Origin of the sequence: Photobacterium gaetbulicola, from assembly GCF_003025515.1 — a bacterium.
GTDB lineage: Bacteria > Pseudomonadota > Gammaproteobacteria > Enterobacterales > Vibrionaceae > Photobacterium > Photobacterium gaetbulicola.
In genome coordinates this window covers 65872-92625 of sequence record NZ_PYME01000012.1, presented here as the reverse complement: position 1 = coordinate 92625, position 26754 = coordinate 65872, and the positions used below count along the sequence as shown (strand labels likewise).

The following is a 26754-nucleotide window of genomic DNA, read 5'->3' as shown; positions in this document are numbered from 1 at the left end:
TTCGTAAATTACATACAAGCAGTCAGGCAATACCCACTGGCTGGCACTATCGCAAAAGTATGGAGGGGAAACTGATGGGAATTTTCAAACAGACTGCGGAAGAATCAAACAAAGAGCAGATTCGAGACGCAATGGTATACAACATTTGGTTGGCTGGCCTTGGTGCTTATGCCAAGAGTGCTGAAGAAGTTAATCAGCTATCAGACAAAGGCAAAAGCCTGTTTGATGAGTTGATTGAACGTGGGCGCGCTGTGGAGTCAAAGACAAAAGAACGTGTTCATACCGCACGTAGCCAGACTTCTGTAGCGATTGAGGAACGTATGCACAACATGGTGCAGAAATTCATTGGGCTGGATAACGAGCGTCTTGATCGTGTTGACGACAAGATCGACCAGCTAACCGCCAACATCGAAGCTCTCGTTGAGCGCCAGAAGGCACAAGCTGAGAAAAAGCCGGCACCTCGCAAGCGTACTGCTGCGAAAGCGGCTGAAAAGACAGAACCTGCAGCCAAGAAACCAAGCGTTGCACGTCGTAAAACCGTAAAAGCAGCACAGCCTGTTCCAGAGGCTAAGCCAGAAGCAGAGAAGAAAGAGGTCGACGCGCCGGTAAAGCCACAGACCGTAGCAGCAACTAAAGCTGTTGCGGAGCCAAAAGCAGCCGCCGAAGGCGCCAAGCCAGCTGAAAGTACAAAACCTGAAGTGGTCTAAGCATAGCTACCAATAGATATGCAACCGTAAGTTCAATCGCGCGTGCTTAAAGTAAGATAACGCAAGAGGATATGATTATGAGCAACAATACAGTAGTGAAAGCGGCAAAAAATGTCGTTGAAAGTGGTGAAGGCATTGCACGTAACATTTGGTTAGCAGGCCTTGGTCTTTACAGCCGTAGCTTGGAAGAAGCACAGCAGATCAACGAGAAGTCAAACCAAATGTTTGATGAGCTTGTTGAGCGTGGTAAGGAAGTTGAAATCCAGGCGAAAGAGTGCATTGGTAAGAACACGGAAAAAGCGACAGAGGAAGTAGAAGCAGGTATGAATGATCTGTTCTACCGCCTAAGTGGCGTTGACCGTGAGAAGCTTGAGCGCATGGACGAGAAAATCGACAAGCTGACTCAAGCCGTTGAGAAATTGGCAGAAGCAGAGTAACTGCCAATACGGAGCTACGTTTATGCCAGCCAGACAAAAAGTAGCTCCGGGCTGAGCAACCGTTCCCAGTCTGCAGGTTGTGAAGCCTTTAGGTTGCGCGTGGGCCATGCACGCGCAACTTTTTTATTATTTTTTCTGCCTTCGGTGGTAGAGCTTTTTTACACCCTTGAAAACAAGCTTTTTTACCTTAAATAACAGAAAAATAGACACTTCTTTTAAAATATCATCATTTTTTTACTACTTGATATTGACCAAACCGCTTGTTTAATTCTAACTTTGTAAATGAATTGTAAAAGAGGTGGTGTATATGGATAGTTGGCGTAATAGGGCTTTCAACAAGGTTTTATTCCGTATTATGCGGCAACGTCTTGCAAATTGTGAATCGACCGAAGAAATGCGGGATCTCATCTTATCAATTGATAACTATGGGCCTTTTATAGCTGCACCTAAGGGGATGGAGATTACACCAACTCGTTTTTCAGATGTCGCTTGCGACTGGGTTGATATGCCCAAGAGCAGCGGCAACAAGATCATTCTCTATTTTCACGGCGGCGGCTTTTGTTTCCACAGCCCGAAAATTCACAGTGCCTTTTTAGCCCGGCTAGCGAATTATACCAATGCCCGTGGGTTGATGGTTAATTACCGCCTGGCACCTGAGAACCCTTATCCTGCCGCTCCCGACGACTGCTTTGCGGTGTATCGAGGATTGTTGGTCAAAGGCTATCATCCCCACCAAATCTTCTTTGCTGGCGATTCTGCTGGTGGAAACCTGGTGTTGACAACCATGCTGCGTATCCGTGCGGCTAAGCTGCCGCAGCCTGCAGGCGGTATTTTGATGTCACCTGTAACAGATATGGCTGTCACGGGGGCTTCAGCTTTCAAGAAGTGCAAGGATGACCCGTTTTTCGACTTGAGCACATTGTTGCTGATGCGTAACAACTATATCGGTATGCAAAACCCCTGTGATCCAGATATCTCTCCCTATTATGCCGATCACCATGACTTGCCGCCGACATTTATTACGGCAGGTACGGAAGAATTGCTGATGGATGATGCGACGCACCTTGCTGAGCGATTAGGGCAAGCCGGCAATGACGTGACCATCAATGTGGTAAAGGGGGTACCGCATGTTTATCCGCTATTTTATCAGTTGAGCGAAGCCAGGGATGCGCTGAAGTTAATGACAGCTTTTGTACGAGAAAAATTTAAACAAGCGGGCGAATCGATCGACAAGAAAGCCAGTTGATACTGAAGCCGTGACGTGGTTGATGTTACTCTGATAACAGAGCCCAGTTGCCTAGGGCTCATGTTATAGAGGACACGCCGACGCCTTGGTCTTGGTGGTTGGTTTTAGTTTGTTAGGGTTGAGAGCTTTTGTTTTTGGTAGTGCATGGCTGATTCCGATACCTTGCCACTGTGCCCGCTCTGTAACCACTTTTTGATCCTTCCAGCATCACCAACAGGGGTCAGTTTACCGTAGGCATCTAAGGTAACAATCAGCAGCTGCTTGCCGTCCACCTCAGTGATCATTGCCAGGCAGTGGCCTGCGATATCCAGATAGCCGGTTTTACTCAGTGCGACATCCCACTTTTGGCCCCTTACCAGCGCATTGGTGTTGGTATAGCCCAATTTATACCGAGGCTTCTTGAAATAGGCAGTATGAACCGGTGTGGTACTGTACTGTCTGATTTTTGGATAATCATAGGCAGCCTTGATCATTTTGGTAATGTCGGCAGCGGTTGAAACGTTGTCAGGATTCAAGCCAGAGCTATCAACAAATACCGTATCAGTCATATCCAGCGATTTGGCTTTTGCGTTCATGGCCTTAATAAAGGCATCATAACCCCCAGGGAATTGACGGGCTAGCGCAGCCGTAGCAAGGTTCTCTGAGGACATCAGGGCGATATGCAGGGCTTCCCCTCGGCTAAGGGTAGAGCCCATCCGTATCCGCGAATAGCCGTTGTAGATCCTTTCTTTGTCGTCCTTATTAAAGTTGATGGGCTCATCCAGCGCGAGATTGGCATCCAGAATCACCATGGCCGTCATTACTTTAGTTAAAGAAGCAATGGGCATGACGATATCTGCGTTTTTTTGAAATAGTGCCTGGTTGGAGCCAAGATCGGTTACGAATGTACTCACTGACGCAGTTTGGATGTTATCAGTGTTCAATTTACTGGCATGGGCTGCAGAAACGGACAGAGCCAGACAGATGGCGAAAAAACGATTGAGATGGCGAAACAAAACCACTCCTTGTTGATAAAACAGTATATGACATAGAGATACTGACAAGGGTAGCTTGGGGGTCGGTGATGGTAAAGTCAGTTTACGGTTAAGTGTAGGGTTGATGTTGCTCAGTCTATTTTGTCTTCCCACCACTGGTACATACAAAACCCAAAACCTAAGGCACCTAGGGACATCATCAGTTGCAGAGCAAACTCATTGAGTAAGTTAGGCTCAAAGGATGAAGCCATTATAGCTATGGTTGCAAAGGCATAGGCCAAGTAGCCCCAGGAGCTGGCGCGATAGAACTGCACTATTTCGAGTACGATGAATAACAGTGCGGAGGCGATATAGAAGCGGTAGAATTTGGTGACGATATCGGTATAGAATTCACCAGCGAACCGAATCATTAGCCAGTGGAAGCACGTGTAAAATACAACGATACAGATTGTCGATTCTGATAGGCTTTTAATTAACTTAACGTTCATCCACATTGTTCCAAATATAACGCATAACAACAGAATGACATACTCTACCTGATGATGTTATTTCAAAGTGTAAGAGTGTATTTTTATTTAAGTAAAATATTGAAAAGCATTAAGAAACCCCGATTCTGGTAAATAAAATAAAACACCCCATCAATAGATGGGGTGTTGAGATATATTTCGTTGCTATTTTATTGCGCGGCAATTATGTGACGAGCTCTGACACCAAATCCTGATGGGTAAAGAAAGGGGATTTGGCATTTTCTGTCAGATATGGTTCTACCATTGAGATCAAGCGTAGTACGCCTGCTCGAGCCAGGTCACTTTCGCTGTAGTGATCATCAAGCAGTGTCTGGTAGTTAAGCCAGTTCAGACTAACCAGCAATAAGTTATCTGCCAATAGAGGCAGGCTTTGCTCATCACATTTTAGCTTGCCCAAGACAACGAGGTGTTTGAGCATGTCATTACATAAATGACGGAGCTTAAGGATCAAGGTTCTGATTTTGCGCTTAATCTGCGGGTTTTGGCCATTTAGGCTGTCCAAATTTCTGAACAAGAAGCGGTAATGGGTAAATAATGCCATTACGGTGTGCATGAAAGGCCAGTAATCATCGAAGTCCTTGACCTGACTTGCATATTCATTGCTGATGGTTGTCAGTGAATTTTGCAACTCGGTGACCAGAGTAGCAATAATTTCATCTTTGCCGCGGAAATGGTAATAAAGGTTTCCTGGGCTGATCCCCATCTCGGTGGCGATGATTAATGTACTAACTTGTGCAACACCATCACGATTAAACAGCTCAAGACTAACTGACAAAATCCTATCTTTGGTTTTCATCATCTTTTCCTTGTTATTCGAGCTTCACATTCGGCAACCCCATTAATAGCATTATTCGGGATTGCCGAAGGTGACGGGGTGAACGTTATTGTTCTTCAGCGACAAGGTGAGGTAGTACTTCACGCAGGAAGTCATACTCAGCTTGCATCTGATCTTTCATGTCACCGCAGATAAATGAAACGAGCGTGCTGCCCACTAGAGGGATCGCAGACTTCACATCCATAGTTACATGATTCGATGTTGCGATGCCCGGGCGGGTCGCCGGCTCGCTGAACACCATCTGGCCAGTAATCGTCGCCGGTACACCCAAGATCTCAATTTGCAGCTTACAAATTAACTGATCATTCTCTTGCCAGTGCCATGACTCAGTCTGCTTTATAGTATTGAAGCTACCTAGCAAGCTTTTAAGTACCGCAGGCACATTGGCCGGCATGTCACGCTGGGTCTCAACACGGAAACCATCTTCGGTTTCTTCAAGTTTGTTGATACGAACGTTTTTACCGCCTAGTTTCTGGTATTTCTCAGTGATGAGCGCTTCTTCACTGAAATAACGCAGTAAGGTATCAAGATCTTCTTTGTAATCGTGGATAACTGAAACTTGCATTACTCAATTCCTTACATATGTATTTCACGCATGATGCTGTTAAGAGCAACCACATCGGCCGACGGTTGCTTAGGCTCTGCCTCTTCACCGTCATGCTTGCCGTGATCCGGGTTGTAGCCCGTAGCCATCAGCAGTTCACCCAGTTTCGGATAAACACCGTGGATGAAAGCACCCAACAGGCCAAGTTTGGTCGCAATGCGTTTCGGCTTCTCGATAATCGCCTTGATAATCAAGTCTGCGGCTTCTTCAGGAGTGAGTAGCGGGATACCACCTTCAGTTTCACGGTAGTGATCTGAAATCATACGCGTTTCAACAAGCGGCATATTGATGGTGGTAAAATCGATTCCCTGACCGCCTAGCTCTGTACTGGCGGTACGGGTAAAGGTGTCCAGTGCTGATTTCGACGCAGCATATGCCGAGAACAACGGCTGGTTGGTCAACACCGCAATCGAAGAGATGTTAATGATGTGGCCTTCACCCGCTTCGATCATTTCTGGCAGGTTACCCAAAATCATGCGAAGTGCGCCGAAGTAGTTGATCTGCATAGTACGTTCGTAATCGTGCAGGCGGTCAGTTGCTTTTTCAACCGAGCGGCGAATAGAGCGGCCAGCGTTGTTGATTAAGATATCGACTTTGCCGTGATCATGTTTAATTTGCTGGATCACTTCTTGTGCCGGAGCATCCTGGCTAAGGTCGCACTGGTAGATGAAGGCTTGGCCACCTAAGCGTTCAATCTCATTACGAACTTGCTGAAGACGCTCAAGATCACGAGCAATCAATACGAGACGTGCTTTGGTCTTCGCCAGTTTAATTGCGGTAGTATAACCAATGCCTGAAGAGGCGCCGGTAATAACAACAACTTTGTCGTTAACACAACCTTGCAGTGTTTTCTCAACATGCAATTCAGGATCTAGGTTACGCTCCCAGTAGTCCCAAATCTTGTCTGCATAATCCGCCAGGCGAGGGCAACAGATATTGCTGTCCGACAGTGCGTTCAGCGTGTTGCTGCAGTCAAACTGCGTCGGGTAGTTGAAGTAGGTTAGTGCGTCCTGCGGCATGTCCATTTCTTTACTGATAGCATCAATAAAGCGCTTAAGCACAGGCACTTGGCCTAACTGGCTCCAGAAGTGCGATGGGATCATACGGAATACACGCATGTCCAGGCGCATTGCCATGCGCGGCGCATGACCTGCTTCGGCAAAGAGGTTGATCACTTCGCCAGAGCGGTATGGATCAGGGTCGACGATATGGAAACACTGGTTATCCAATTCTGGCTTATGCGAGATATGGTCAATGGCATCGGCAACATAGTCAACCGGCACCAGGTTCAAACGACCGCCTTCAAGGCCAAGAAGAGGAGCCCACTCAGGAAGAGCGCGGCGCAGTTTTTGGATAATCTTAAAGAAGTAGTAAGGACCGTCGATACGATCGGCTTCACCTGTTTTTGAGTCACCAATCACGATGCCCGGGCGGTAGGCACGCCATGGGATGGTCGCTGTTTCTTGTACCAGTTTTTCCGCATTGTGCTTAGTGGAGAAGTAAGCGTGCTCAAGCCCAGTTGCTTCATTGAGCATATCTTCGCGGAACCAGCCACGGTATTGACCCGCAACCGCAATTGAACTGAAGTAATGGAAACAGCCAGCGTTGATCCGCTCAGCGAAACGCAGTGTATGTTCAGTGCCATCAATATTGGCGCGCATCATGTCTTCTTCGCTTGCCGTCAAATCATATATGGCTGCAAGGTGGAAGAACTGGTCAATTTTTCCAGTCAGCTTTTTGGTATCTTCCGCTGAGATACCCAAGTTTGGTTCGGTAATCGAGCCCTTGATGCAGTGAAATTTGTTCTTAGGCAGATTATGTTTTTCTAATAGGGCTTCCAGTCTATCTTCAGAAATTTTGTCGTAGTTTAACAGGTAGATATCACCAGGACGTTTAGCCAGACGTTGTAATAACTGAGAACCGATAAATCCAGTTGCGCCGGTAATGAAATAATTCATGACCACTCCTTACGCGGTATTTATTTTTACATTCAATTGCAGAGTAATTAACTGGTCAGATGACCGATTTCAGTGTGCATCTAGTGGCACAAATCCTCAAAGGAAAACCTGTCAAATTGTGGGCTAGATCAATATTCTTAAAGGGGATTTTATATTTTAGAGTAATTGCTCACATTTTGTCGCTTTGGGTTTCATTTGTCACATCAGACCAGTGATAAATCTCGAATATATGACGGCTGATAAATATTAATAAATTCATATGGTTGAAGGGACTGTCTTTCTTGACTTTATTGAGTGATTTATCTGTAAAAAAATAGATATAAAGCATGAAAAACAAGCTTAAGGTTGATTGGCTGGTGAATAGTCATGCCTGGCATGGAAGGGGTAAGGGGATCGGTAGGTTGTGATTGCAAAGGTATGTTGGTGTTAAGGAGGGATGGGTAAATGATTGCACTTTGCGGGTGGCTGTATTCGGTCGGAGCCCGGGTTTTGCTATCTTTATGCGGTTGATTCAGTTCGGTAAAGTAAAAGGGGCATTACGCCCCTATATACGCCCCTATATCCAGAGCCCCGAAATTTATTTGCCGCTCCAGACCTGTTGACCGCTACGACTGAAGTTGTAGCCGCCAAGTTGATCGCCTCTGGCCTGGATATGGCCATCCCCCAATGCGTGCAGCAGCTTTTGTTGCAGCTCTCTAAAGTAGATGTTTTTGGGGATCACGAGCTCAAAGGCTTCTGTACAGAGAGGAATAAAACCAAGACCGAATTCGCCAGCGGTACTCTGGCTCGCACACCCTACATCGGCATCCCCCCTGGCGATATAAGATGCAAGCTCACGCTCACTGTTGCAGGTATCAACGCTGTTAAGCATGTCGATGGTAAAGGCATGGTTATGAAGCCATTCCGATAGCGCCCTCATACTGCCAGCGCCTTCTTGACGCAATGCCCAGCGCCAGCGGGAGGACAACAGTTCCTGGGGCTGGATAGAGCGACTATTGACGCAGTCGGCAATCTCCCGCGAGACAACCAGGCCTTGCTGGCGCTCGAAGGCATGAATAAGCACCCAATTTCGATGGCCACTGTATTGCTGCAGCAAAGCAGGATGACGGAGGCTGGCTTCTTCTGCATGGCCCCAGTGAATGGCGCACATATCGACATGGCCTTTGCTCAGCATTGCGAGCCCCTGACGGGTGCCGGTAGAGGTATAGCCGATAAGGGCTGTGCTACCAAGTTTGTTGGCCATGTCACCTACGATCATTTGTAGCAAGGGATCATCCGAGCCGGCAATCAACAACCGATCATTCAAGACGCCATTGTGGCAGGATTCGAGTAGCCATTTATCAAGCAGCGCCTTTGGGAATAGCCATTTGCCTGTGACTTTCGTTGCTGGAAGCAACCCATCATTTGCCAGCGAATAGACTTTCTTTTCGTTTAAATCGAGGTACTCGGCAACTTGTTTGGCATTCATAAACTCAGGGTAGGCGCTATCCATCATTTTTCGCCTTGTTGCTGGTGGCTTGTCTGCTGTTGATCGGTATCACCTTTGTGTGCGGGCTTATTGGCATCCTCGAGCGATTCGCTAGCGGTTTCTCCTTTGATATCAAGGACGAGGTTTTCCACGCCGTTGTATACCTGGAAGCGGTGTCCCTTGGCTCGGGCAATCATAGTGATCCCCAGTTTTTGCGCCAGCTCGTAACCCATCTGGGTTGCCCCTGAACGGGAGAGTAAGACCGGGATCCCCATTTGTGCAACCTTGATGACCATTTCGGAGGTCAAGCGGCCGGTGGTGTAGAAAATCTTATCGGCACCTTGCTCGCCCTTGAGCCACATTTCGCCAGCAAGGGTATCTACCGCGTTATGGCGGCCAACATCTTCGACAAAAGAGAGAATAGCGGTGTCTTTGCACACCGCGCAGCCGTGTACGGCACCGGCGGCCTTGTAGGTTTCGTTGTGGTGGGTCAGTGCCTCAAGCAAGCCATACAACTTAGATTGCCGAATGCGTGGCTGGGGAAGCTGGACCCCCTCGAGCTTTTTCATTACGTTGCCAAACATTGTGCCTTGACCGCATCCGGACGTAACGGTTTTCTTTTCCAGCTTTTTTTCTAGCCCGTCGGTATTTTCGCGGGTGATCACGGCAGCCGAATTGGTTTCCCAGTCGATGATCAGCGATTCGATAGCATCGATATCTTCGATAAAACCCTGGTTCTTGAGGTAGCCGAGTACTAAAGCAGAAGGGCGCTCGCCCAAGGTCATCAGGGTAACTATTTCAACCCAGTTCAAATAAACCGTAAGAGGGTGCTCACAGGCAATTTCTTTCTCCATCATATCGCCATATTCATCCATAACCTGAACGGTCATCGTCTGATTAACAGATGAATTTGTTTTAATTATTTTTGGCAGTTGGTTCATCAAATTATCCTGCTGTTGATGGTGATTATTTTGTGGCATCTAAAGGAGGCCTTCCTGTTGGATGGGTACATGTATACGCAACACGGTCTGGAACGTCTACTTTTAAAACATAGATTAAGTCGTAGTCTGGTGTATAAGCAAACATCATTCCAACTTATTTGTATCGGGAGATGTCGTGGTATTTGAGATGAGATATTAAAGTTGGTCTGCTATTTGCTTGTAGGGGGTATTCACGTGTTAACCGAACCCAAGGGTTAACGGTTCCAACCAGCTAAGGAGCGAATGTGCCTGAACAATATAAGAATGAGTCGCTGTGGCCGATAGCGTTTCGCTTGGTGTCGCAAGAGAAACAAATTGGGCGTTGGACAACACTTTCTTGGTCTATTGAAGACGTTTGTCTGTATGACGAAGATGAAAAAGCCGTATTGGCGAGGCTGGACGATGGATATGTCATGCCGCTTGAATTACATCGCCATGAACGCTCGGACTATCGCTTCAATCTTAGCTCTCGTGATCCGCACTTATTCATTGTTTGTGAAGAAGAAAATGAACAGCTATTTCCCTTGCTTATCACCGCGGCTCAAGGGCTCGCCAGCAGTTATATGGATGGTGACTATCAGGTTCTTCATATCAAAGCTCCTTTGCAAATCCAAGCCTGGATGGAGGCATTCATAGGTCGTCACGGCGAGCAAATCGAATATCGCCGTAAACGTTGTAAGAACAAAGAGCAAAAAGGGCGTTCTAGTGGCAACTAACTTCTTTCAGCGTTGGTCTCAGCGCAAAATCAAGGCCAAGGATGAAGGCGAAGTTGAATTAGAACAGGAGCTTGTTGAACAAAAATTGCCATCTTCCGATCTAGATAGCCCAAGTGACAACGAGGTTGTGGAACGAGAGAAAGATGACAAAGGTTCTGAGTATTCAGCTAAAGATACCGCAGAAGAACAGGCGGATGCATCACTGCCCGAGTTAACCCTAACCGATGCCGCAAAGGTGACATTCGACTCTGGAGTATCAACCTTTATGAAAGCAGGGGTTGAAAAATCTGTGAAAAAAGCGGCTTTGCGCAAGCTGTTTCACTCTGATGAATTCAACTATATCAGTGATATGGACGATCACACCGAAGATTTCTCCAATGTACCAGTGCTTGATACCAAGGTAACTCAGCAGCTACGCCAATGGGTAAACCACGCTGCTGAAAAGGTAGAGGAAGCAATCAATGCCCCTAATGCTCCACTGGCAACGGAAGATGGGGCTCATTCCGTCGCGGCAATTGCAGATCAGCGAGGGAACGATACACCAGATGTCTTGCCGACTGACGCATCTGCAGAGGCGGCTGAAGCAGATGTTGAAACCGGTGTTGCATTCACCATCCCTACTGAAATAGTGAAAGAAGAACCCGAAGCTTTAACAGGAACAGGGGCATTTTCTGATGGCAAATTGGTTAAAAGGGCCAACAAAGGTCCGCAAGAAGGATAAGTTAAATTTGCCTATGTCGTTGATGGACCAATGGCAACGTCATAAAAAATTGAAAGTCAGTCAGCCATCACTCGATGAGCGAAATATAAGCAACTGAGACAAAAAGGGAAAAATACCCTTAAAAATGATCGGGACATTTTGGCGCAATAGCTTCCAGGTGGTGGGACAAATTGTCGCTTTTGGGCTTGGTCAATGTGTCCCAAAGAGATTATGGCTCCCTATAAGTCATTTTATTCCGTGAAAAGTTGGATCGGTTATTGCTCTAGTAATGAGTATGAAGCGCAGCGTTAAGAAAAATCTTTTCTAAACATAGCGTTTCAATCGCCACTGACTAACGGTGACGAGTAGACAGGAATAATAATGTTAAATAGTACACTAAAAGCACTTTCTGCTTACGATGAGCAAAATGGAAAAGCAAGACTGGCCGCTATCAATGGCACCGTTGAGCTTTCCAATCTAATTCCACCAACGGTTTCTTATGAAAGCCGGGGGAATGTGTTGCTCGTTGGCGCAGAAGAAGTCATTACAACGCTTGAAGCGCAGTTTGCTTCGTTAAAGTCGGTAACCCTGCTTGCCACAACGAAAGCAGATAACAGTGACAAGCGAGACAATCTTTATTTTGCTTCTAAAGTGACCGTCAAAGGTTACTTGGGCGCATTTGAAGTGTCTTGTGATGTAGAGAGCATGTTGACGACAGTGAATCTGGCAAAAGTGGCCATTGGTCAAGAGTGCTTTGATTTGATCGTGGATATGACGGAAACCGGTTTATCTGACGTTGAGATTTGTGCACCTGGTTATTATGCCGTTGGCACGGGTAGAGCAAAACTGGCTAATGTGGTTGATGATCTCCCTGCGATGATTGGCACATTTGATAAGCCGAAGTATTTCCGTTTGGATCCTGAACGTTGTGCACACTCTTCACGAGGTGTAACTGGGTGTGAACGTTGCGTTGATGCGTGTCCCGCTGGTGCATTGTCAAGTACCGGTGATCGCATAGAAATAAACCCATACCTTTGCCAAGGCGTGGGAACTTGTGCCACTGCGTGTCCGACAGAAGCCATTTCTTATGCGCTACCTGATCCGGCCAACACTCAGCACTTTGTTTATCGATTACTGGAAAACTACCGAAAAGCGGGTGGTGAATCGCCAACGCTGCTTTTCTATGGCAATCGAGACCAGGCAACGGTTAACGAAACCCTGGCAGAGCTTCCTGAGTCAGTCATTCCAGTTGCGTTGGAAGAGTTAGCGACAGTTGGGATTGATACTTGGTTTAGTGGCCTGGCTTACGGTGCTCATCAGGTGCTTTTGGCAACCCATACCTCTTATATTCCTGACACTATCGATCGTGTGCTTCGCAATGAGCTCGCAACCGCTCAGTCGTTTTTGGCTGAAATGGGTTATGAGGTTGAGCGTATTACTTTGTTTGATTTTGCAGAGGCAAAAACCTTTACCGGTTTTGATGCTGCTCTATTGAATATTGCAGCTCCCCTTGAAGGGAGTAAACGCGAAAAGTTGTTTACTGCTCTGGATGCTCTGTATGAGCAGGCCAGTGTGAAACCTACACACTCTGCGGTTGCAGAAAATGCACCTTATGGTTCGGTTGATTGCCGGGCTGAGGATTGCACCCTTTGCATGGGATGTGTGTCTGTCTGTCCGACACGAGCTCTACATGCCATTGGTGAGCGTCCCGGCTTGCGGTTTATTGAACAAGATTGTGTGCAATGCGGTATGTGTGAAAAGGCATGCCCTGAAAAAGCCATTACTCTGAATCCGGGAGTAACTTGGAATGCTCAGGTTCGTCAAGAAGCACAAGTTCTGCACGAAGAGGAAGCGGCGTGCTGTACCAGTTGCGGTAAACCGTTTGCACCGGCTTCTATGGTGAAGATGTTGACTGAAAAGCTGCAAAACCACTCACATTTTCAGGGAGAGGCGATTCGTCGTCTGAATATGTGCGAAGACTGTCGTGTTCGCGATATTTTCTCGACGATCGTCGATGATCCTGAAAGTCAGTTAAACGTGTAGGAATAGCAAATGGAATCAGTACTACAAACTCGTCAAGAAGAATCTGCACTGCGCGTAGAAATCTATGGCTTGCTGGCCCATCTGTTTCGCAAGGCACCGGACCAAACCGTTTTGGATTGGTTTTCTGCGTTGGATGTGGAAGCGAATCAACATGCTGGAAGCCAAAATACCATGGCAGCTGCTTGGCCTGTTGTGAAATTAGCTGCTCAGACGACATCGGTGTTGGCGGTTGAAGAAGAGTATCAAGACTTGTTCATTGGCATTGGTCGCGGAGAAATCGTGCCTTTCGGATCATGGTATCTGACCGGTTCAATGATGGAAATGCCTCTGGCCCATCTTCGCCGTGATCTCGCCCAACTGGGTTTTCAGCGCGATGAAAGCGTAAAAGAGCCGGAAGATCATATTGCAGCCTTGCTCGAAGTGATGGCGATGCTGGTGGAGGGAGGAGACAAGCATCTGCAGCAAGTCTTTTTCAACCGTCATATCGCTACTTGGTTTGAACGGCTGTGCAAGGATCTTAAAGTGGCTAGCAGTGCAGTGTTTTATAGCGCGGTTGCCGAGCTTGCTTTGCAGTTCCTGCTGGTCGAAAAAACACTATTGGTAGAGGTGAACTAGACTTTACCTTATTTTCATTTTGAGTGACGACGTAACCGCTACCAGCTTCGAATGAGGGTGCTCAGGATGTCGCTGAGGAAAAGTTGACCGTCGTTATTATTACGAAAAACTTAGCAAAAAAATTGATTTCCAAAGCGAGGAATTCGGATTTGGAAACACGATAAAGGAGCAAGCTTTTATGAGTGAGCAGAATAAACCTAATCAGAGCCGTCGCCAGCTATTGAAAAATATTGGTTTGAGTGTGGCTGCTAGTACCGTTATTTCGGGTACGGCAACGGCGGTTCAGGCAAAGGTTGAACAGCCTGAAAACAATAAAAATGACAATACAACTGGCTATCGCGAAACCCAACATGTTCGCGATTACTACGAAACCTTGTAAGGCGGAGCCATAAATGAAACTGACAAAACGTTCCGACAACGTAAGCAAGGACGAAAACCAGCTGGGTATTTCGCGTCGTTCCTTTATTCGTAACTCTTCACTGGCGGCTGCTGGTGGAATGGCCGGCGCGAGCTTGTTTGCGCCGGGTATGATGAAAAAAGCCGAAGCCAAGGAGGTTGATCCTAAGGCGCCGGTAGAAGTGAAGCGTACTATCTGCTCCCACTGCTCTGTTGGCTGTGGCATTTACGCTGAAGTGCAGGAAGGTGTGTGGACCGGCCAGGAGCCAGCTTTCGATCACCCATTCAATGCTGGTGGCCACTGTGCGAAAGGTGCGGCACTGCGTGAACACGGTCATGGTGAGCGCCGCATTAAATACCCGATGAAGCTGGTCGATGGCAAATGGAAAAAACTGAGCTGGGAACAGGCGCTCAACGAAGTGAGCCAGCAAGTGATGAAGATCCGCCAAGAATCGGGTCCGGACTCTGTTTACTGGCTTGGTTCGGCGAAGCACAACAATGAACAGGCGTACTTGTTCCGTAAGATGGTCTCAATGTGGGGCTCGAACAACGTTGATCATCAGGCACGCATCTGTCACTCGACCACGGTTGCCGGTGTAGCGAACACCTGGGGCTACGGGGCGATGACCAACTCGCTTAACGACATGCACAACTGTAAGTCGATTTTGTTTATTGGCTCTAACCCAGCCGAAGCACACCCAGTTGCGATGCAGCACATCTTGATCGCCAAAGAGCGCAACAGCTGTAAGATTGTGGTGGCTGATCCGCGCCGTACCCGTACGGCGGCAAAATCAGATCACTATGTATCCTTGCGTCCGGGTTCTGACGTTGCCTTCATTTGGGGGGTGCTATACCACATCTTCAAAAATGGCTGGGAAGACAAAGAATTCATTCGCCAGCGTGTTTGGGGGATGGATGAAGTTCGCGCCGAGGTGGCGAAATGGACACCAGCAGAAGTCGAGCGTGTAAGTGGCGTCGCGGAAGCGGATGTATACCAGACCGCGAAACTGCTCTCCGAAAACCGCCCAGGCTGTGTGGTTTGGTGTATGGGGGGAACCCAGCATACCACAGGTAATAACAACACCCGTGCCTACTGTATCCTTGAGCTAGCCCTTGGCAACATGGGTAAATCGGGTGGCGGTGCCAATATTTTCCGTGGTCACGATAACGTTCAGGGGGCAACGGACTTTGGCGTGCTTTCTGACAACTTGCCGGGTTACTACGGTCTTTCTGAAGGTGCTTGGAAGCACTGGGCGAAAGTATGGGATGTGGACTACGAATGGTTGAAGGGTCGCTTTGACCAGGCTGAATACCGTGGCAAGAAACCAATGAACAATGCCGGTATTCCTGTTTCGCGCTGGATTGATGGCGTGCTTGAAGACAAAGCCAACATCGAGCAGAACGACAACATCCGCGCCATGTTCTACTGGGGCCATGCGGTGAACTCGCAAACCCGTGGTACCGAAATGCGTAAGGCGATGGAAAAACTGGATATGATGGTGATTGTTGATCCGTATCCGGGGGTTGCCGCGGTAATGAACAACCGCAAGGACAATGTTTACTTGCTACCGGCAACGACGCAGTTCGAAACAACCGGATCGGTAACCGCGACCAACCGCTCAATTCAGTGGCGCGATCAGGTGATCGAACCTTTGTTCGAATCCAAACCTGACCACGAAATCATGTACCTGCTGTCTCAGAAGCTGGGGCTTTCCGAACAGTTGTTCAAGCACATCCGTGTTGAGAATAACCAGCCGGTGATTGAAGACATCACCCGCGAGTACAACAAAGGTATGTGGACTATCGGTTACACCGGTCAGAGCCCTGAGCGTCTTAAAGAGCACCAGCAGAACTGGCACACCTTCCACAAAACCACCCTTGAAGCCGAGGGCGGTCCTGCGAACGGTGAGACCTACGGCCTGCCATGGCCATGCTGGGGTACGCCGGAGATGAAGCACCCGGGTACCCATATTCTTTACGATACTTCGAAAACCGTCGCCCAGGGTGGCGGTAATTTCCGTGCCCGTTTTGGTGTGGAGCGCAATGGTGAAAGCCTTTTGGCTGACGACAGCTACTCACTGGGCTGTGAGCTGGAAGACGGCTACCCTGAGTTTACCGACAAGATGCTCAAGCAACTGGAATGGTGGGACGATCTGACTGCTGAAGAGAAGGCCCAGGCAGAAGGCAAAAACTGGAAGACTGACCTGTCCGGTGGTATTCAGCGCGTCGCCATCAAGCATGGTTGTATCCCGTTTGGTAATGCCAAGGCCCGTACCGTGGTATGGACATTCCCGGATGCTGTCCCGCTACACCGTGAACCACTGTACACGCCGCGCCGTGACCTTGTAACGGATTACCCAACCTGGAATGACAGCGAAGCCATGTTCCGCCTACCAACACTGTACAAGTCGATCCAGGACAAAGACATGTCTGGCGAGTATCCGATTGTACTGACTTCGGGTCGATTGGTTGAGTACGAAGGGGGGGGCGACGAGACGCGTTCTAACCCATGGCTGGCAGAATTGCAGCAAGAGATGTTTGTTGAGGTGAACCCGAAAGATGCCAATGACATCGGCTTCAAAGACGGTGAGATGGTATGGGTTGAAGGTGCCGAGAAGGGGCGGATCCATGTTAAAGCCATGGTGACACCGCGTGTGAAACCGGGTATGGCATTCATTCCGTTCCACTTCGGCGGTAAGTTCCAGGGCGAAGATCTCCGTGGACGTTATCCTGAGGGCAGTGCTCCGTTTGTATCAGGCGAGGCGGCCAATACGGCGACCACCTATGGCTATGACCCTGTAACGCAAATGCAGGAAACCAAAGTAACCCTCTGTAAAATCTCTAAAGCGTAAGGAGTCATTCTGATGGCACGTATGAAATTTCTTTGTGACTCTAAACGTTGTATCGAATGCAACGGTTGTGTGACGGCCTGTAAAAATGAAAATGATGATGCGCTGGAGTGGGGAATCCAACGCCGTCGTGTGGTAACGCTCAATGACGGGTTGCCGAACGAAAACTCTATTTCGGTGGCCTGCATGCATTGTAGCGATGCGCCATGTATGGCGGTGTGTCCGGCCGATTGTTTTGTACAGACCGAAGACGGCATTGTTTTGCATGACAAAGATCTCTGTATTGGCTGTGGCTACTGCTTGTTTGCTTGCCCGTTTGGTGCACCGCAGTTCCCTAAGCAAACGGCATTTGCTGAACGTGGCAAGATGGACAAGTGTACCTTCTGCGCCGGTGGCCCGAATGTAGAGACAGGTTCGATAGAAGAGAAGCAGAAATACGGAGCGAACCGTATTGCTGAAGGCAAGCTGCCAATGTGTGCTTCGCTATGTTCAACCAAGGCACTGCTGGCTGGTGATGCAGCGAAAATCTCTGATATCTATCGTGAGCGTGTCGTTGCGCGTGGGGCAAAAGAAGCGGGTTGGGCAAGTACTGACGACCTAGCTTACGATGCCGCGAAAGTACGCAAGGCATAACTAAGTCGCCGAAAAATACGAGAGGTAATCTCATTATCGGAGGTTGCCTCTGGGTAAAGAGATCTGAACATAACTGTTGAATTAACAGTCGGGAGTAATATGACTAAGCGAATTCAACACTGGCTTTTTTTGCTGGTCTCCGCTTTGGTATTGATGTTTTCACTATCGGCGGCAGCTAGTAATGAATCCGGTGCTAACTCTGAAACTGAGCGCTTGGGCGAGTCTGTTGTAAGGCATGAAGTTATTGGCTTTGCCGGTGCTGACTATTGGCGAGCGGTGAAGGATGGACAAGAGGGCTATACCACCTCTAAGTCACCTGAGCATGGTGTGCTGATCAGTGTTCCGGGGCAGACCTGGTTCATTATGAAAGAGAAGTGGATGTCGCCACTTGGCGCACTGGCGATCTTTGGTAGCTTGGTGATGGTGTCGTTGGCGTATGTTATTGTTGGCCCACTCAAGCTGAGTAAGCCTAAGACTGGGCGTAAAATCAAACGCTGGAGCCGACTCGATAGGGCGCTGCACTGGAGTTTGGCGTTTACATTCCTAACGCTGGCTTTCAGTGGCTTGACTTTGGTCTACGGTAAGTACTTTATTAAGCCAATTGTACCTACAGAGTTGTGGGGCTGGGTGATTTATGCAGCCAAGCAATACCATAACTATATTGGTCCATTGTTTGCGTTTTTCTTAGTTGCGGTACTGGTTAAGTGGTGGCGTAAGAGTATTTTCAACAAAGTTGATATGCAGTGGTTCATGAAAATGGGCGGCATGGTTGGTAAGCACAAAGGCAGTCACCCGTCAGCGGGATTTTCCAACGGTGGTGAAAAAGCTATCTTTTGGTTACTGATTTTCTTTGGTGCTTTCATTGTAGTGAGTGGTTTTGTACTCGATTTCCCGATCTTTGAGCAAACCCGCCGGGATATGGAGCTTTCGCATTTAGTGCATATGTTATCGGCATTGGTACTGATCTGTGGTTTCATCTTCCACATCTATATTGGTTTGTTCGGTATGGAAGCCGGTCTTGATGGCATGATCACCGGTGAAGTGGATGAGACATGGGCCAAAGAGCACCATGACCTCTGGTACGAAGAAGTCAAAGACTTGCCTGAAAATCAGCCGGGCTACGATGATAAGGTCGAGGCAGCCAATAAAGGCAGTGCTACTCAGGATAATGTCTAACGACAGACTATAGCGGTAAAACCGGTAGCAACTCTACCGGTTTTTTTATGGCTTTACATCCTAACGCACTATAACTTTGTATTTGTTGTCTATAATTAGACTAATGTCGTAGGTGTTAAACTTAAAACCACATGAAAACAATGGTATAAAGCTTATAAGAGAACAGAAGAAAGGACGCGGCCATGCTTTTCCCTTATCGAAATATTGTTGTACTTACCGGAGCGGGTATCTCTGCAGAGTCCGGCATCCGAACTTTCCGTGACCAAGATGGGTTGTGGGAAAACCACCATATTGAAGATGTGGCAACGCCAGAGGGGTATTACCGCGATCCGGCACTGGTACAGAATTTTTATAACCAGCGTCGCCAGCAACTTGAAAGCGGCGCGGTATTTCCCAATGATGCTCACAAAGCCTTAGCAAGGCTAGAGCAAGAGCTGGACGGTAAGGTCACTATCGTCACCCAGAATATTGATAACTTGCATGAAATGGCCGGAAGCAAAAACGTTATTCATATGCATGGCGAACTGCTGAAAGCGCAGTGTAGCGAAACGGGTCAAACAGTAGAGTGGAGCGGAGATATTACGCTTGATGATCACTGCCATTGCTGTCAAATGCCGGCCCCGATGAGACCTAATGTGGTTTGGTTTGGTGAAATGCCAATTGGAATGGATAGGATCCATGAAGCTTTGATGGAAGCTGATCTATTCATTTCCATTGGTACTTCCGGTGCTGTATATCCTGCCGCTGGTTTTGTCCATGAAGCAGCTATGCACGGTGCACATACCATTGAATTGAACCTGGAACCCAGTGAAGTCGAGAGTGAGTTTGCCGAGAAGCGCTATGGCCCAGCTTCTATGCTGGTACCACGTTTTGTTGATGAAATTCTCGGTTAGATTATAAAGTATCAATTATCTTCAATAAAAACGCCCGTACTCCACGGGCGTTTTTAAGAGTGAGTGATTCATTGACTCAGTATTAGGACATACTGGCTTTGATAGGTAATGGCTTAGTGAAGAACTTAGCTTTAGCATGATCATATAACCAGTTATAGATAATGGCGTACAGTAAAAAGAAAATCACTATTCCCAAATCCAAGATAAATACCGTCCAGAAATCGAGCTGTAATATCCACATTAGAACCGGGATGGTGACAAAGATCAGCCCGCCCTCAAAACCTAAGCCATGTAGCATACGCATTTTAATCGTTCTATTTAGGCGCTCTTCTCCTGCAAACTTATCGAACAGCACGTTGTAGAGATAGTTCCAAGCCATTGCAATTAGTGACATTACAACACTTAACCCCCCGACAACAGCAGGGTTATGCCTGGTGAATATCGTGGCTGCTCCCATCAAAACCATAAGAGCAAATACTTCAAATAGTACCGTGTGCAAAATACGTTCTTTAATAGTCATTATCTATGTTCCTGAGCTGTTTTATGCGTGTAATATATCCTTAATTGTGATTAAATCTAGTTAGTAACCATCACTTTTACTGATAGTATGTACAATCTTGATCAACTCCAGATGTTTGTCACAGCCGCTAAACTCGGCTCTTTTTCGGCCTGTGCCAGACAACTCGGTAAAGTCCAATCTGCAGTGAGCCAGGGCATCGCAAACTTAGAAATTGATTTGAATGTCGAACTGTTCGATCGCTCTACTCGCAAGCCGACATTGACAGAACAAGGCCGTCATTTGCTTAGGTATGCCGAAGCAACCTTGCAGCAGAGTTTTGAATTGCAAAGTGCGGCCAAGGCATTGAGTGATTTCCAGGAGACAGAGGTCACCATCCTAATTGACGATAACTTGTTGATAGACAAACTCGGTACGATTGCTGATGAGTTCAGTCAGCGCTTTCCATCGACAACGTTGACGACCATGTTGGCCAGTAGCACTGATATCCCTAACCTTTTGCTGAACGGAAAAGGGGATTTGGGGGTGATGCTGACTGACATGGTATATTTCAAGGAGTTGGATGTTCGCTACATCGGCAGTATCCAATTTGTCCCCGTTGCGTGCCCAGACCATGCTCTATCGAAACATGACAGTGTCACACCTGCTGATTTGATTCCGTACCGCCAGTTAATAGTGCGAGGTGAGAGCGGAAAATCGATGGCTTATATGCCACCTATTTCGTCTAATCAGTGGTGGACGAACGATCACCATGTGCTGATTAAGTACGTCGAAAAAGGCTTGGGTTGGACGTATCTTCCCAGCCATGAGGCGAGGCAAAGAGCGGTGTTAGGGAAAATGAAAATACTGCCTGTGACGTTTGACCATAAAGAGTGGCTGGCACCGGTTGAGTGCGTGTCTCCGAAAGGAAAAGCCGTTGGGCCGGCAGTCAAGTGGCTTAATACCGCGATGAATGGCTTGCTAGAAGATATAACCCAAACAAAAACTCGGGCCTGAGCCCGAGTTTTCTATATCAAATAGAAGGGATTATTGACCTGCTTTTAGCTTCTGATAGTACTCTTCATAGATGGTGTTTGCACCATTTACGCTGTCTTGCCATTCACCGGCATCCATCACTTCTTGCGGTGGGTAGATGCTAGGGTCGTTAACAAACTCCGCTGGAAGCTTGTCTTTTGCCGTTGCCACAGGGGTTGGGTAGCCGATTTCCAACGCAATTTTCGCTGCGTTCTCAGGACGAAGTAGGAAGTCGATCATCTTGTGGGCAGCATCGATATTCTTGGCATTGGCCGGGATAGAAATGCTGTCCATCCAGAAGATCGCACCTTCTTTTGGCCAGATAATATCAATTGGTGCGCCTTCTTGACGAGCCATGTAAGCAGAGCCATTCCACAGCATACCAAGAGAGGTTTCGCCAGCCATGTAAGGGTTTGCAGGGTAGTCAGAGTTGAATACCAATACATTTGGCATCAGTTTTTTAAGTTCTTCGTACGCGGCTTTAATTTCTTCAGGATTTTTGGTGTTCGCAGAGTAGCCAAGCTTACGTAGGGCGATGTGAAAGAATTCACGCGCGTCATCCATCATCATCAACTGGCCTTCCCATTTAGGGTCCCAAAGATCGGCCCAGCTACTAACTTCTTCTTTGTCCATCATATCTGTGTTGACACCGATACCGGTCGCCCCCCAGATGTATGGGATAGAGTAATCATTTTCTGGGTCAAATGGCTTGTGAAGGAAGTTAGGATCGATTTCGTCAAAGTGGCTCAGCTTTGATTTGTCGATTTTCTGCAGCATATTTTCTTCACGCATTTTCGATACGTAGTAGGTTGAAGGAACCACTAGATCATAGCCGCCACCATGGGTTTTCAGCTTTGCGTACATGGTTTCATTCGACTCATAGGTCGAATAAATCACTTTAATACCCGTTTCTTTCGTAAACTGTTCCAGAACTTCTGATGGAATATATTCAGACCAGTTATAGAAATAAAGCTCTTTATCTGCAGCTGTTGCCATGTTAGAAAACATTGCCATTGCGCAAACACCGCCGGCCATTAAAGAAGACCATTTTTTCATTGTTATATGCTCCAAACTAAATGGGATTTTGAGAGTGTTCTCTAGCGAATGTACTAATTATGGATGAAAATCATCGCCGTGAAGTACTTACCGCTTCTCCTGCAAATTGTCGGTATGTTTACCTAACGGGGTAAACATCGGAAATATACCCAATAAATCGGGTAATATACTTGCTAAAAAAATCGCTGATAATACAGCAATTTTAGCAACATATTATAACAGGGAATTGAATGGTAAAGATAAGGAATATCTGACCTTAATAACTGTATGAACTATTAATAGCCGATAATTGTATAGTTTCGATATAAAAAAAGCAGCCAGTTGGCTGCCTTTGATTTTGATTGAAGAATTACTGGCCGGCTTTGAGTTCCAGGAAGTAATTCTCGTAGCGGATGTTCATTTCACCGACCGCATCCTGCCACTCACCACGGTCAAGATCTTCTTGTGGTGGGAATAGGGTAGGGTTGTCTTTGTATTTGGCGTTCGACGCCTCAACGGCAGTTAGGTAGCCGGTTTCTTCTGAAATCTTGGCGGCAACATCAGGGCGCAACAAGAAGTCAATCATCTTGTGTGCGGCTTCAACGTTTTGGGCATTCTTAGCAATAGCTAGGCTATCAACCCAGAAAATACCGCCTTCTTTTGGCCAAATGAGCTCAATTGGCAAGCCTTCTTTCTGGGCTGCGGCAGCTGAGCCATTCCAGAGCATACCCAGGCCAACTTCACCTGCAAGGTAAGGAGCGGCAGGGTTGTCGGAGTTGAACACCAAAACATTTGGCATCAGTTTTTTCAGTTCTTCGTAAGCTTCATCGATCTGTTTTGGATCGGTGGTGTTACCAGAGTAACCTAATTTACGCAGAGCAATGTGGAATACTTCGCGCGTATCATCCATAAGCATCAGTTGGCCTTCAAGCTCAGGATTCCAAAGGTCCGCCCAACTATCGAAATCAGCAGGGTCGTACATGTCAGTGTTGACTGCCAAGCCTGTCATTGCGATAACGTGTGGGATCGAGTAGTCGTTGTTTGGGTCAAAAGGCTTATCCAGATAATTCTTATCAAGCTCTTTGAAGTTGGTTAGCTTTGATTTATCGATTTTCTGTAACATGCCTTCATCGCGCATTTTAGCAACGAAGTAAGTTGACGGCACAACCAGGTCGTAACCTTGGGGGTGGGCTTTTAACTTAGCGTACATAGTCTCGTTCGACTCGTAAGTCGAATAAATCACTTTAATACCAGTTTCTTTCGTGAACTGTTCGCGTAGCTCCGTAGAAATGTACGGACCCCAGTTCATAAAGACTAATTCCTTGTCTGCCGCATTGGCAACATGAGTAAACATTGCTGCAGCGCATGCAGTACCGGCTAGAAAAGCGGACCATTTTTTCATTAGATTATCATCTCCAAAACCCTTTTAGGGTGTTAATACAAAACAAGTGGCCCGAAAGCCACTTGCTCGTTCTTTGGCTGAAGCCAAATTTAAAGCGGTGTTGCAAGCCTTATTTTATCTTCTCCCGTGCCAGCAGTTGAGAACTGACAACTAGGATCAGAGACACAATTAGCATAATTGTAGCCAATGCGTTCACTTCTGGTGAAATACCCACTTTAACCATGGAGTAAATCTTCAAAGGCAAAATTTCGTAACTCGGACCTGTTACAAATGAACTGACAATGACGTCATCCAGCGACAGGGTGAAGCTTAGCAACCAACCAGCGGCAACCGCAGGCTTGGCTAGCGGCAGGATAATCTGCTTTAGGATGACCCATTCGCTTGCGCCCAAATCACGTGCAGCTTCCAGCATTTTCACATCAAACCCTTTCAAGCGGCTGTAAACCGTTACCACCACGAATGGCAGGCAGAATGTAATGTGCGAAAGCAGCAAGGTGAGGAAGCCAAGCTCCGCGCCAACCAAGATAAACAGCGCCAGCAGCGAGATTGCCATTACGATGTCTGGTGACATCATCACCACGAACAGCATGCCGTTGACAAAATGTTTGCCGCGGAACTGGTAGCGGAAGAGGGCAACCGCCGTCAAACTACCAATAATCGCCGCTGCCGTTGCCGAGAACACGGCAATGTTCAGCGAATGCCATGCCGCCTGCATCAAGCTGTCGTTGTTTACCAGCTGGTGATACCACTTGGTGGTAAAACCTCCCCATTTCATGCCGAATTTGCTGGCATTGAATGAGTTAACAATCAGGATAATGATTGGTGTATATAGGAAGGCATACACCACAGTCATAAAACTGAATTTAAATGCGCGTCCCATTATTCAAGCTCCACTTTACGGTTAAGCAGTTTGCCTGCCCGGTAGTAGGCGTACAGCATGACTGCCATCGCGATAGTCAATGCAATACTGGTTGCTGCACCGAACGGCCAATCGCGAGCGTTCAAGACCTGGCTCTTAATCACGTTACCGATCAGCAGGTTCTTTGCTCCACCGAGTAGGTCGGACACATAGAACATCCCGAGTGCTGGCAAGAGCACCAGGAGGCAGCCTGCAATGATGCCTGGCATGGTCAGTGGAACAATCACTTTTACGAATGTCTGGAACTTGTTCGCACCCAAATCACGGGCAGCTTCAATATAATTGTGGTCGAGCTTCTCAATTGCCGAATACAGCGGTAGCACCATAAATGGCAGGAGAATGTAGACCAGGCCAACCATCACCGCGTATTCGGTGTACATGATTCGCAGCGGTTTATCGATAATATCCAGGTAGAGCAGGGTATTGTTTAAAATCCCGCGGGTTCCCAGCATGATCTTCAAACCGTAAGTACGGATCAGTGAGTTGGTCCAGAACGGTACAATCACCAAAAACAGCATAAACGGACGCCATTTTTCAGGCATCTTTGCAATCGCATAGGCAAACGGGTAGCCAATTACCAAGCACAGCAGGGTAGCCACCAGCGCCATATAGAACGAATGCATCATGACCTTGGCATAAAGCGGATCAAACAACCGGATGTAGTTGTCCAATGTGAAGGTCATTTCAATCAGGTTTGCATCATCTCGGGTCAGAAAACTGGTGCCGATGATCATCAGGTTGGGAATAAATACAAACAGCAATAGCCAACCAACAATGACGGTTATGATGATGTTTTGAAGATTAAGCTTCTTGTTCATCTGCTAGCACCACTTCCCAGCTTTCAACCCAAGTAACCGCAACTTTTTGATCCAGAGAGTGGTCCACATCAGGATCATCTTCGTTGAAGAATTCACTTACCATGACAGACGTGCCCGTCTCCAGCTCGACCACAGAGTCAAGCGTCATACCTTTATAGGTACGTTCACGGATATAACCAATGATGCCTTGTGCTTCGTCACCATTGTTGATTTCTTCCAGACGAATATCTTCAGGTCGCAGCAATACTTTAACTTTGTCACCCGGGCTAACTGGCAGCTTGCAGTGGATCATTGAAGGGCGGCCTTCAACATTTGCCAATACACGGGTTTCATCCAAGCGCTCTTTGACGACCGCATCAAACACGTTGATTTCGCCAATGAAACGCGCGACAAATAGGTTCTCTGGCTCTTCGTAAATTTCACGAGGAGAGCCATCTTGCTCAACATTACCAGAGCGCATAACAATGATACGGTCTGACATTGAAAGGGCTTCTTCCTGATCGTGGGTAACGAAAATGAAGGTAATACCCAGTTTACGCTGCAGCTGTTTCAGCTCGATCTGCATCTGTTTGCGAAGTTTGTAGTCCAACGCAGACAGGGATTCGTCCAACAACAATACTTTTGGCTTGTTCACTACCGCTCGTGCGATTGCAACCCGCTGCTGCTGACCACCAGAAAGCTGGTGAGGCTTACGAGGGGCAAACTTCTCTAGTTGCACCATACGCAGCGCTTCCATTACGCGAGGCTCAATCTCACTCTCAGCGACTTTCTGCATACGCAGGCCGAAAGCAACATTGTCAAAGACTGTCATATGCGGGAAAAGAGCATAACTCTGAAATACAGTATTTACGTTGCGTTGTTCCGCTGGAATACCTGTTACGTCTTTGCCGGCAATAACAATCTGTCCCGCATCGGCATTTTCAAAGCCGGCGATTAGTCGAAGAACAGTTGTTTTACCACAGCCAGAAGGGCCAAGGATGGTAAGGAATTCACCATCGTTCACATTCAGATCGAGACCAGTGATAATTTGCTTGCCATCGAAGCTTTTGCCCAGCCCTTTAAGCTGAATCACTGGTGCTTTAGTTGTTTCTGCAGCGTTCAATTCTACAAGATCTCCACCCAGGGGTTTCATAGATAATCCCCCCAACTATTAGGTTGAATTTAGGGGGCGCATAATAGTCCCGTAAACGCGTAATTCAAAGCGTTTTTTTCCAATTTCTTAGACTATTTTCATACTAGCGAACATCTGTTTAATAACAGCTTGGATGCAGTGTCTGTACCCGAATGAAATT

Annotated in this window: 26 protein-coding genes; 13 read left to right on the top strand and 13 right to left on the bottom strand. The window is 47.3% G+C overall.

Features of this window, described 5'->3' with window-relative positions; genetic code table 11:
* Positions 1-74: 74 nt before the first annotated feature.
* The 3 genes from C9J03_RS12365 (at position 75) to C9J03_RS12355 (ending at position 2390) form a co-directional block, all read left to right on the top strand.
* Complete coding sequence (locus C9J03_RS12365) at positions 75-707, top strand: phasin-related domain-containing protein (protein WP_082008527.1); 633 nt, start codon at positions 75-77, stop codon at positions 705-707.
* A gap of 77 nt (positions 708-784) precedes the next feature.
* Positions 785-1144, top strand: a complete 360-nt coding sequence (locus tag C9J03_RS12360) for a phasin family protein (protein ID WP_039461284.1) — start codon at positions 785-787, stop codon at positions 1142-1144.
* Positions 1145-1451: 307 nt separating this feature from the next.
* Positions 1452-2390, top strand: coding sequence for an alpha/beta hydrolase (locus tag C9J03_RS12355; protein WP_044623391.1), 939 nt, complete (start codon positions 1452-1454; stop codon positions 2388-2390).
* A gap of 104 nt (positions 2391-2494) precedes the next feature.
* Here C9J03_RS12355 and pbpG read toward each other — a convergent pair whose 3' ends face one another.
* The 7 genes from pbpG to fdhD form a co-directional block, all read right to left on the bottom strand.
* A complete protein-coding gene (gene pbpG / locus C9J03_RS12350) occupies positions 2495-3391 on the bottom strand; it encodes a D-alanyl-D-alanine endopeptidase (RefSeq protein WP_044623390.1) in 897 nt (298 codons plus the stop codon).
* 104 nt (positions 3392-3495) lie between these two features.
* On the bottom strand, positions 3496-3852 hold the full coding sequence (locus C9J03_RS12345) for a hypothetical protein (RefSeq protein ID WP_044623389.1): 357 nt from the start codon (positions 3850-3852) through the stop codon (positions 3496-3498).
* A 202-nt stretch (positions 3853-4054) separates the two neighbouring features.
* Positions 4055-4687: a TetR/AcrR family transcriptional regulator gene (locus tag C9J03_RS12340; protein WP_044623388.1), complete on the bottom strand. Its 633-nt coding sequence runs from the start codon at positions 4685-4687 to the stop codon at positions 4055-4057.
* An 85-nt stretch (positions 4688-4772) separates the two neighbouring features.
* Entirely contained in the window at positions 4773-5291 is a 519-nt protein-coding gene (locus C9J03_RS12335) for a DUF2505 domain-containing protein (protein ID WP_044623387.1), read from the bottom strand.
* Positions 5292-5302: 11 nt separating this feature from the next.
* Complete coding sequence (locus C9J03_RS12330; RefSeq protein ID WP_044623386.1) at positions 5303-7288, bottom strand: SDR family oxidoreductase; 1986 nt, start codon at positions 7286-7288, stop codon at positions 5303-5305.
* A 577-nt stretch (positions 7289-7865) separates the two neighbouring features.
* A complete protein-coding gene (locus C9J03_RS12325) occupies positions 7866-8780 on the bottom strand; it encodes a helix-turn-helix transcriptional regulator (RefSeq protein WP_044623385.1) in 915 nt (304 codons plus the stop codon).
* On the bottom strand, positions 8780-9697 hold the full coding sequence (gene fdhD / locus C9J03_RS12320; protein WP_044624497.1) for a formate dehydrogenase accessory sulfurtransferase FdhD: 918 nt from the start codon (positions 9695-9697) through the stop codon (positions 8780-8782). The genes C9J03_RS12325 and fdhD overlap by 1 nt, the downstream gene beginning before the upstream one ends.
* 284 nt (positions 9698-9981) lie before the next feature.
* Here fdhD and C9J03_RS12315 point away from each other — a divergent pair, with 284 nt between their 5' ends.
* The 9 genes from C9J03_RS12315 (at position 9982) to cobB (ending at position 19757) form a co-directional block, all read left to right on the top strand.
* Positions 9982-10452 (top strand): DUF3305 domain-containing protein, encoded by a 471-nt coding sequence (locus tag C9J03_RS12315; RefSeq protein WP_044623384.1) that lies wholly within the window; start codon positions 9982-9984, stop codon positions 10450-10452.
* Positions 10442-11173 carry a DUF3306 domain-containing protein gene (locus C9J03_RS12310; protein WP_052829775.1) on the top strand — a complete coding sequence of 244 codons (732 nt, stop codon included), beginning with the start codon at positions 10442-10444 and terminating at the stop codon, positions 11171-11173. Before C9J03_RS12315 ends, C9J03_RS12310 begins: the two co-directional genes overlap by 11 nt.
* A 360-nt stretch (positions 11174-11533) precedes the next feature.
* Positions 11534-13195 carry a 4Fe-4S binding protein gene (locus C9J03_RS12305; RefSeq protein WP_044623383.1) on the top strand — a complete coding sequence of 554 codons (1662 nt, stop codon included), beginning with the start codon at positions 11534-11536 and terminating at the stop codon, positions 13193-13195.
* Positions 13196-13204: 9 nt separating this feature from the next.
* On the top strand, positions 13205-13810 hold the full coding sequence (locus tag C9J03_RS12300; protein ID WP_044623382.1) for a TorD/DmsD family molecular chaperone: 606 nt from the start codon (positions 13205-13207) through the stop codon (positions 13808-13810).
* A gap of 178 nt (positions 13811-13988) precedes the next feature.
* A complete protein-coding gene (locus C9J03_RS12295; protein ID WP_044623381.1) occupies positions 13989-14189 on the top strand; it encodes a hypothetical protein in 201 nt (66 codons plus the stop codon).
* A 13-nt stretch (positions 14190-14202) separates the two neighbouring features.
* Positions 14203-17058, top strand: a complete 2856-nt coding sequence (locus C9J03_RS12290) for a formate dehydrogenase subunit alpha (protein WP_044623380.1) — start codon at positions 14203-14205, stop codon at positions 17056-17058.
* Between the two features lie 12 nt (positions 17059-17070).
* Complete coding sequence (gene fdh3B, locus C9J03_RS12285) at positions 17071-17688, top strand: formate dehydrogenase FDH3 subunit beta (protein ID WP_039461271.1); 618 nt, start codon at positions 17071-17073, stop codon at positions 17686-17688.
* A 99-nt stretch (positions 17689-17787) separates the two neighbouring features.
* Complete coding sequence (locus C9J03_RS12280) at positions 17788-18864, top strand: formate dehydrogenase subunit gamma (protein WP_044623379.1); 1077 nt, start codon at positions 17788-17790, stop codon at positions 18862-18864.
* Between the two features lie 182 nt (positions 18865-19046).
* Positions 19047-19757: a Sir2 family NAD+-dependent deacetylase gene (gene cobB, locus C9J03_RS12275; RefSeq protein WP_044623378.1), complete on the top strand. Its 711-nt coding sequence runs from the start codon at positions 19047-19049 to the stop codon at positions 19755-19757.
* A gap of 82 nt (positions 19758-19839) precedes the next feature.
* On the opposite strand, the gene C9J03_RS12270 is transcribed toward cobB, so the two are convergent.
* The gene (locus tag C9J03_RS12270) at positions 19840-20277 is read right to left on the bottom strand and encodes a PACE efflux transporter (protein ID WP_044623377.1); all 438 of its coding nucleotides are present in this window, start codon (positions 20275-20277) and stop codon (positions 19840-19842) included.
* 87 nt (positions 20278-20364) lie between these two features.
* Here C9J03_RS12270 and C9J03_RS12265 point away from each other — a divergent pair, with 87 nt between their 5' ends.
* Complete coding sequence (locus C9J03_RS12265; protein WP_044623376.1) at positions 20365-21270, top strand: LysR family transcriptional regulator; 906 nt, start codon at positions 20365-20367, stop codon at positions 21268-21270.
* 30 nt (positions 21271-21300) lie between these two features.
* On the opposite strand, the gene C9J03_RS12260 is transcribed toward C9J03_RS12265, so the two are convergent.
* The 5 genes from C9J03_RS12260 to potA all read right to left on the bottom strand — a co-directional run bounded on the left by C9J03_RS12260 (position 21301) and on the right by potA (position 26564).
* Positions 21301-22344 (bottom strand): extracellular solute-binding protein, encoded by a 1044-nt coding sequence (locus C9J03_RS12260; protein WP_044623375.1) that lies wholly within the window; start codon positions 22342-22344, stop codon positions 21301-21303.
* A gap of 349 nt (positions 22345-22693) precedes the next feature.
* Positions 22694-23725 carry an extracellular solute-binding protein gene (locus C9J03_RS12255; protein ID WP_039461262.1) on the bottom strand — a complete coding sequence of 344 codons (1032 nt, stop codon included), beginning with the start codon at positions 23723-23725 and terminating at the stop codon, positions 22694-22696.
* Between the two features lie 109 nt (positions 23726-23834).
* Entirely contained in the window at positions 23835-24605 is a 771-nt protein-coding gene (potC, locus tag C9J03_RS12250) for a spermidine/putrescine ABC transporter permease PotC (RefSeq protein ID WP_039461261.1), read from the bottom strand.
* Positions 24605-25462 carry a spermidine/putrescine ABC transporter permease PotB gene (gene potB, locus C9J03_RS12245; protein WP_044623374.1) on the bottom strand — a complete coding sequence of 286 codons (858 nt, stop codon included), beginning with the start codon at positions 25460-25462 and terminating at the stop codon, positions 24605-24607. The genes potC and potB overlap by 1 nt, the downstream gene beginning before the upstream one ends.
* Positions 25446-26564 carry a spermidine/putrescine ABC transporter ATP-binding protein PotA gene (gene potA / locus C9J03_RS12240; protein ID WP_044624495.1) on the bottom strand — a complete coding sequence of 373 codons (1119 nt, stop codon included), beginning with the start codon at positions 26562-26564 and terminating at the stop codon, positions 25446-25448. Before potA ends, potB begins: the two co-directional genes overlap by 17 nt.
* Positions 26565-26754: the final 190 nt, after the last annotated feature.

Bases quoted from the DNA above. Each gene is read 5' to 3' on its own strand.
- C9J03_RS12305 (WP_044623383.1), top strand. From the start codon at position 11,534: ATGTTAAATAGTACACTAAAAGCACTTTCTGCTTACGATGAGCAAAAT.
- C9J03_RS12345 (WP_044623389.1), bottom strand. From the start codon at position 3,852: ATGAACGTTAAGTTAATTAAAAGCCTATCAGAATCGACAATCTGTATC.
- C9J03_RS12360 (WP_039461284.1), top strand. From the start codon at position 785: ATGAGCAACAATACAGTAGTGAAAGCGGCAAAAAATGTCGTTGAAAGT.
- potC (WP_039461261.1), bottom strand. From the start codon at position 24,605: ATGGGACGCGCATTTAAATTCAGTTTTATGACTGTGGTGTATGCCTTC.
- C9J03_RS12280 (WP_044623379.1), top strand. From the start codon at position 17,788: ATGACTAAGCGAATTCAACACTGGCTTTTTTTGCTGGTCTCCGCTTTG.
- C9J03_RS12335 (WP_044623387.1), bottom strand. From the start codon at position 5,291: ATGCAAGTTTCAGTTATCCACGATTACAAAGAAGATCTTGATACCTTA.
- C9J03_RS12340 (WP_044623388.1), bottom strand. From the start codon at position 4,687: ATGAAAACCAAAGATAGGATTTTGTCAGTTAGTCTTGAGCTGTTTAAT.
- C9J03_RS12355 (WP_044623391.1), top strand. From the start codon at position 1,452: ATGGATAGTTGGCGTAATAGGGCTTTCAACAAGGTTTTATTCCGTATT.
- C9J03_RS12325 (WP_044623385.1), bottom strand. From the start codon at position 8,780: ATGGATAGCGCCTACCCTGAGTTTATGAATGCCAAACAAGTTGCCGAG.
- C9J03_RS12270 (WP_044623377.1), bottom strand. From the start codon at position 20,277: ATGACTATTAAAGAACGTATTTTGCACACGGTACTATTTGAAGTATTT.
- potB (WP_044623374.1), bottom strand. From the start codon at position 25,462: ATGAACAAGAAGCTTAATCTTCAAAACATCATCATAACCGTCATTGTT.
- cobB (WP_044623378.1), top strand. From the start codon at position 19,047: ATGCTTTTCCCTTATCGAAATATTGTTGTACTTACCGGAGCGGGTATC.
- C9J03_RS12290 (WP_044623380.1), top strand. From the start codon at position 14,203: ATGAAACTGACAAAACGTTCCGACAACGTAAGCAAGGACGAAAACCAG.
- fdhD (WP_044624497.1), bottom strand. From the start codon at position 9,697: ATGAACCAACTGCCAAAAATAATTAAAACAAATTCATCTGTTAATCAG.
- C9J03_RS12260 (WP_044623375.1), bottom strand. From the start codon at position 22,344: ATGAAAAAATGGTCTTCTTTAATGGCCGGCGGTGTTTGCGCAATGGCA.
- C9J03_RS12255 (WP_039461262.1), bottom strand. From the start codon at position 23,725: ATGAAAAAATGGTCCGCTTTTCTAGCCGGTACTGCATGCGCTGCAGCA.
- C9J03_RS12265 (WP_044623376.1), top strand. From the start codon at position 20,365: ATGTACAATCTTGATCAACTCCAGATGTTTGTCACAGCCGCTAAACTC.
- fdh3B (WP_039461271.1), top strand. From the start codon at position 17,071: ATGGCACGTATGAAATTTCTTTGTGACTCTAAACGTTGTATCGAATGC.
- C9J03_RS12365 (WP_082008527.1), top strand. From the start codon at position 75: ATGGGAATTTTCAAACAGACTGCGGAAGAATCAAACAAAGAGCAGATT.
- C9J03_RS12330 (WP_044623386.1), bottom strand. From the start codon at position 7,288: ATGAATTATTTCATTACCGGCGCAACTGGATTTATCGGTTCTCAGTTA.
- C9J03_RS12300 (WP_044623382.1), top strand. From the start codon at position 13,205: ATGGAATCAGTACTACAAACTCGTCAAGAAGAATCTGCACTGCGCGTA.
- C9J03_RS12295 (WP_044623381.1), top strand. From the start codon at position 13,989: ATGAGTGAGCAGAATAAACCTAATCAGAGCCGTCGCCAGCTATTGAAA.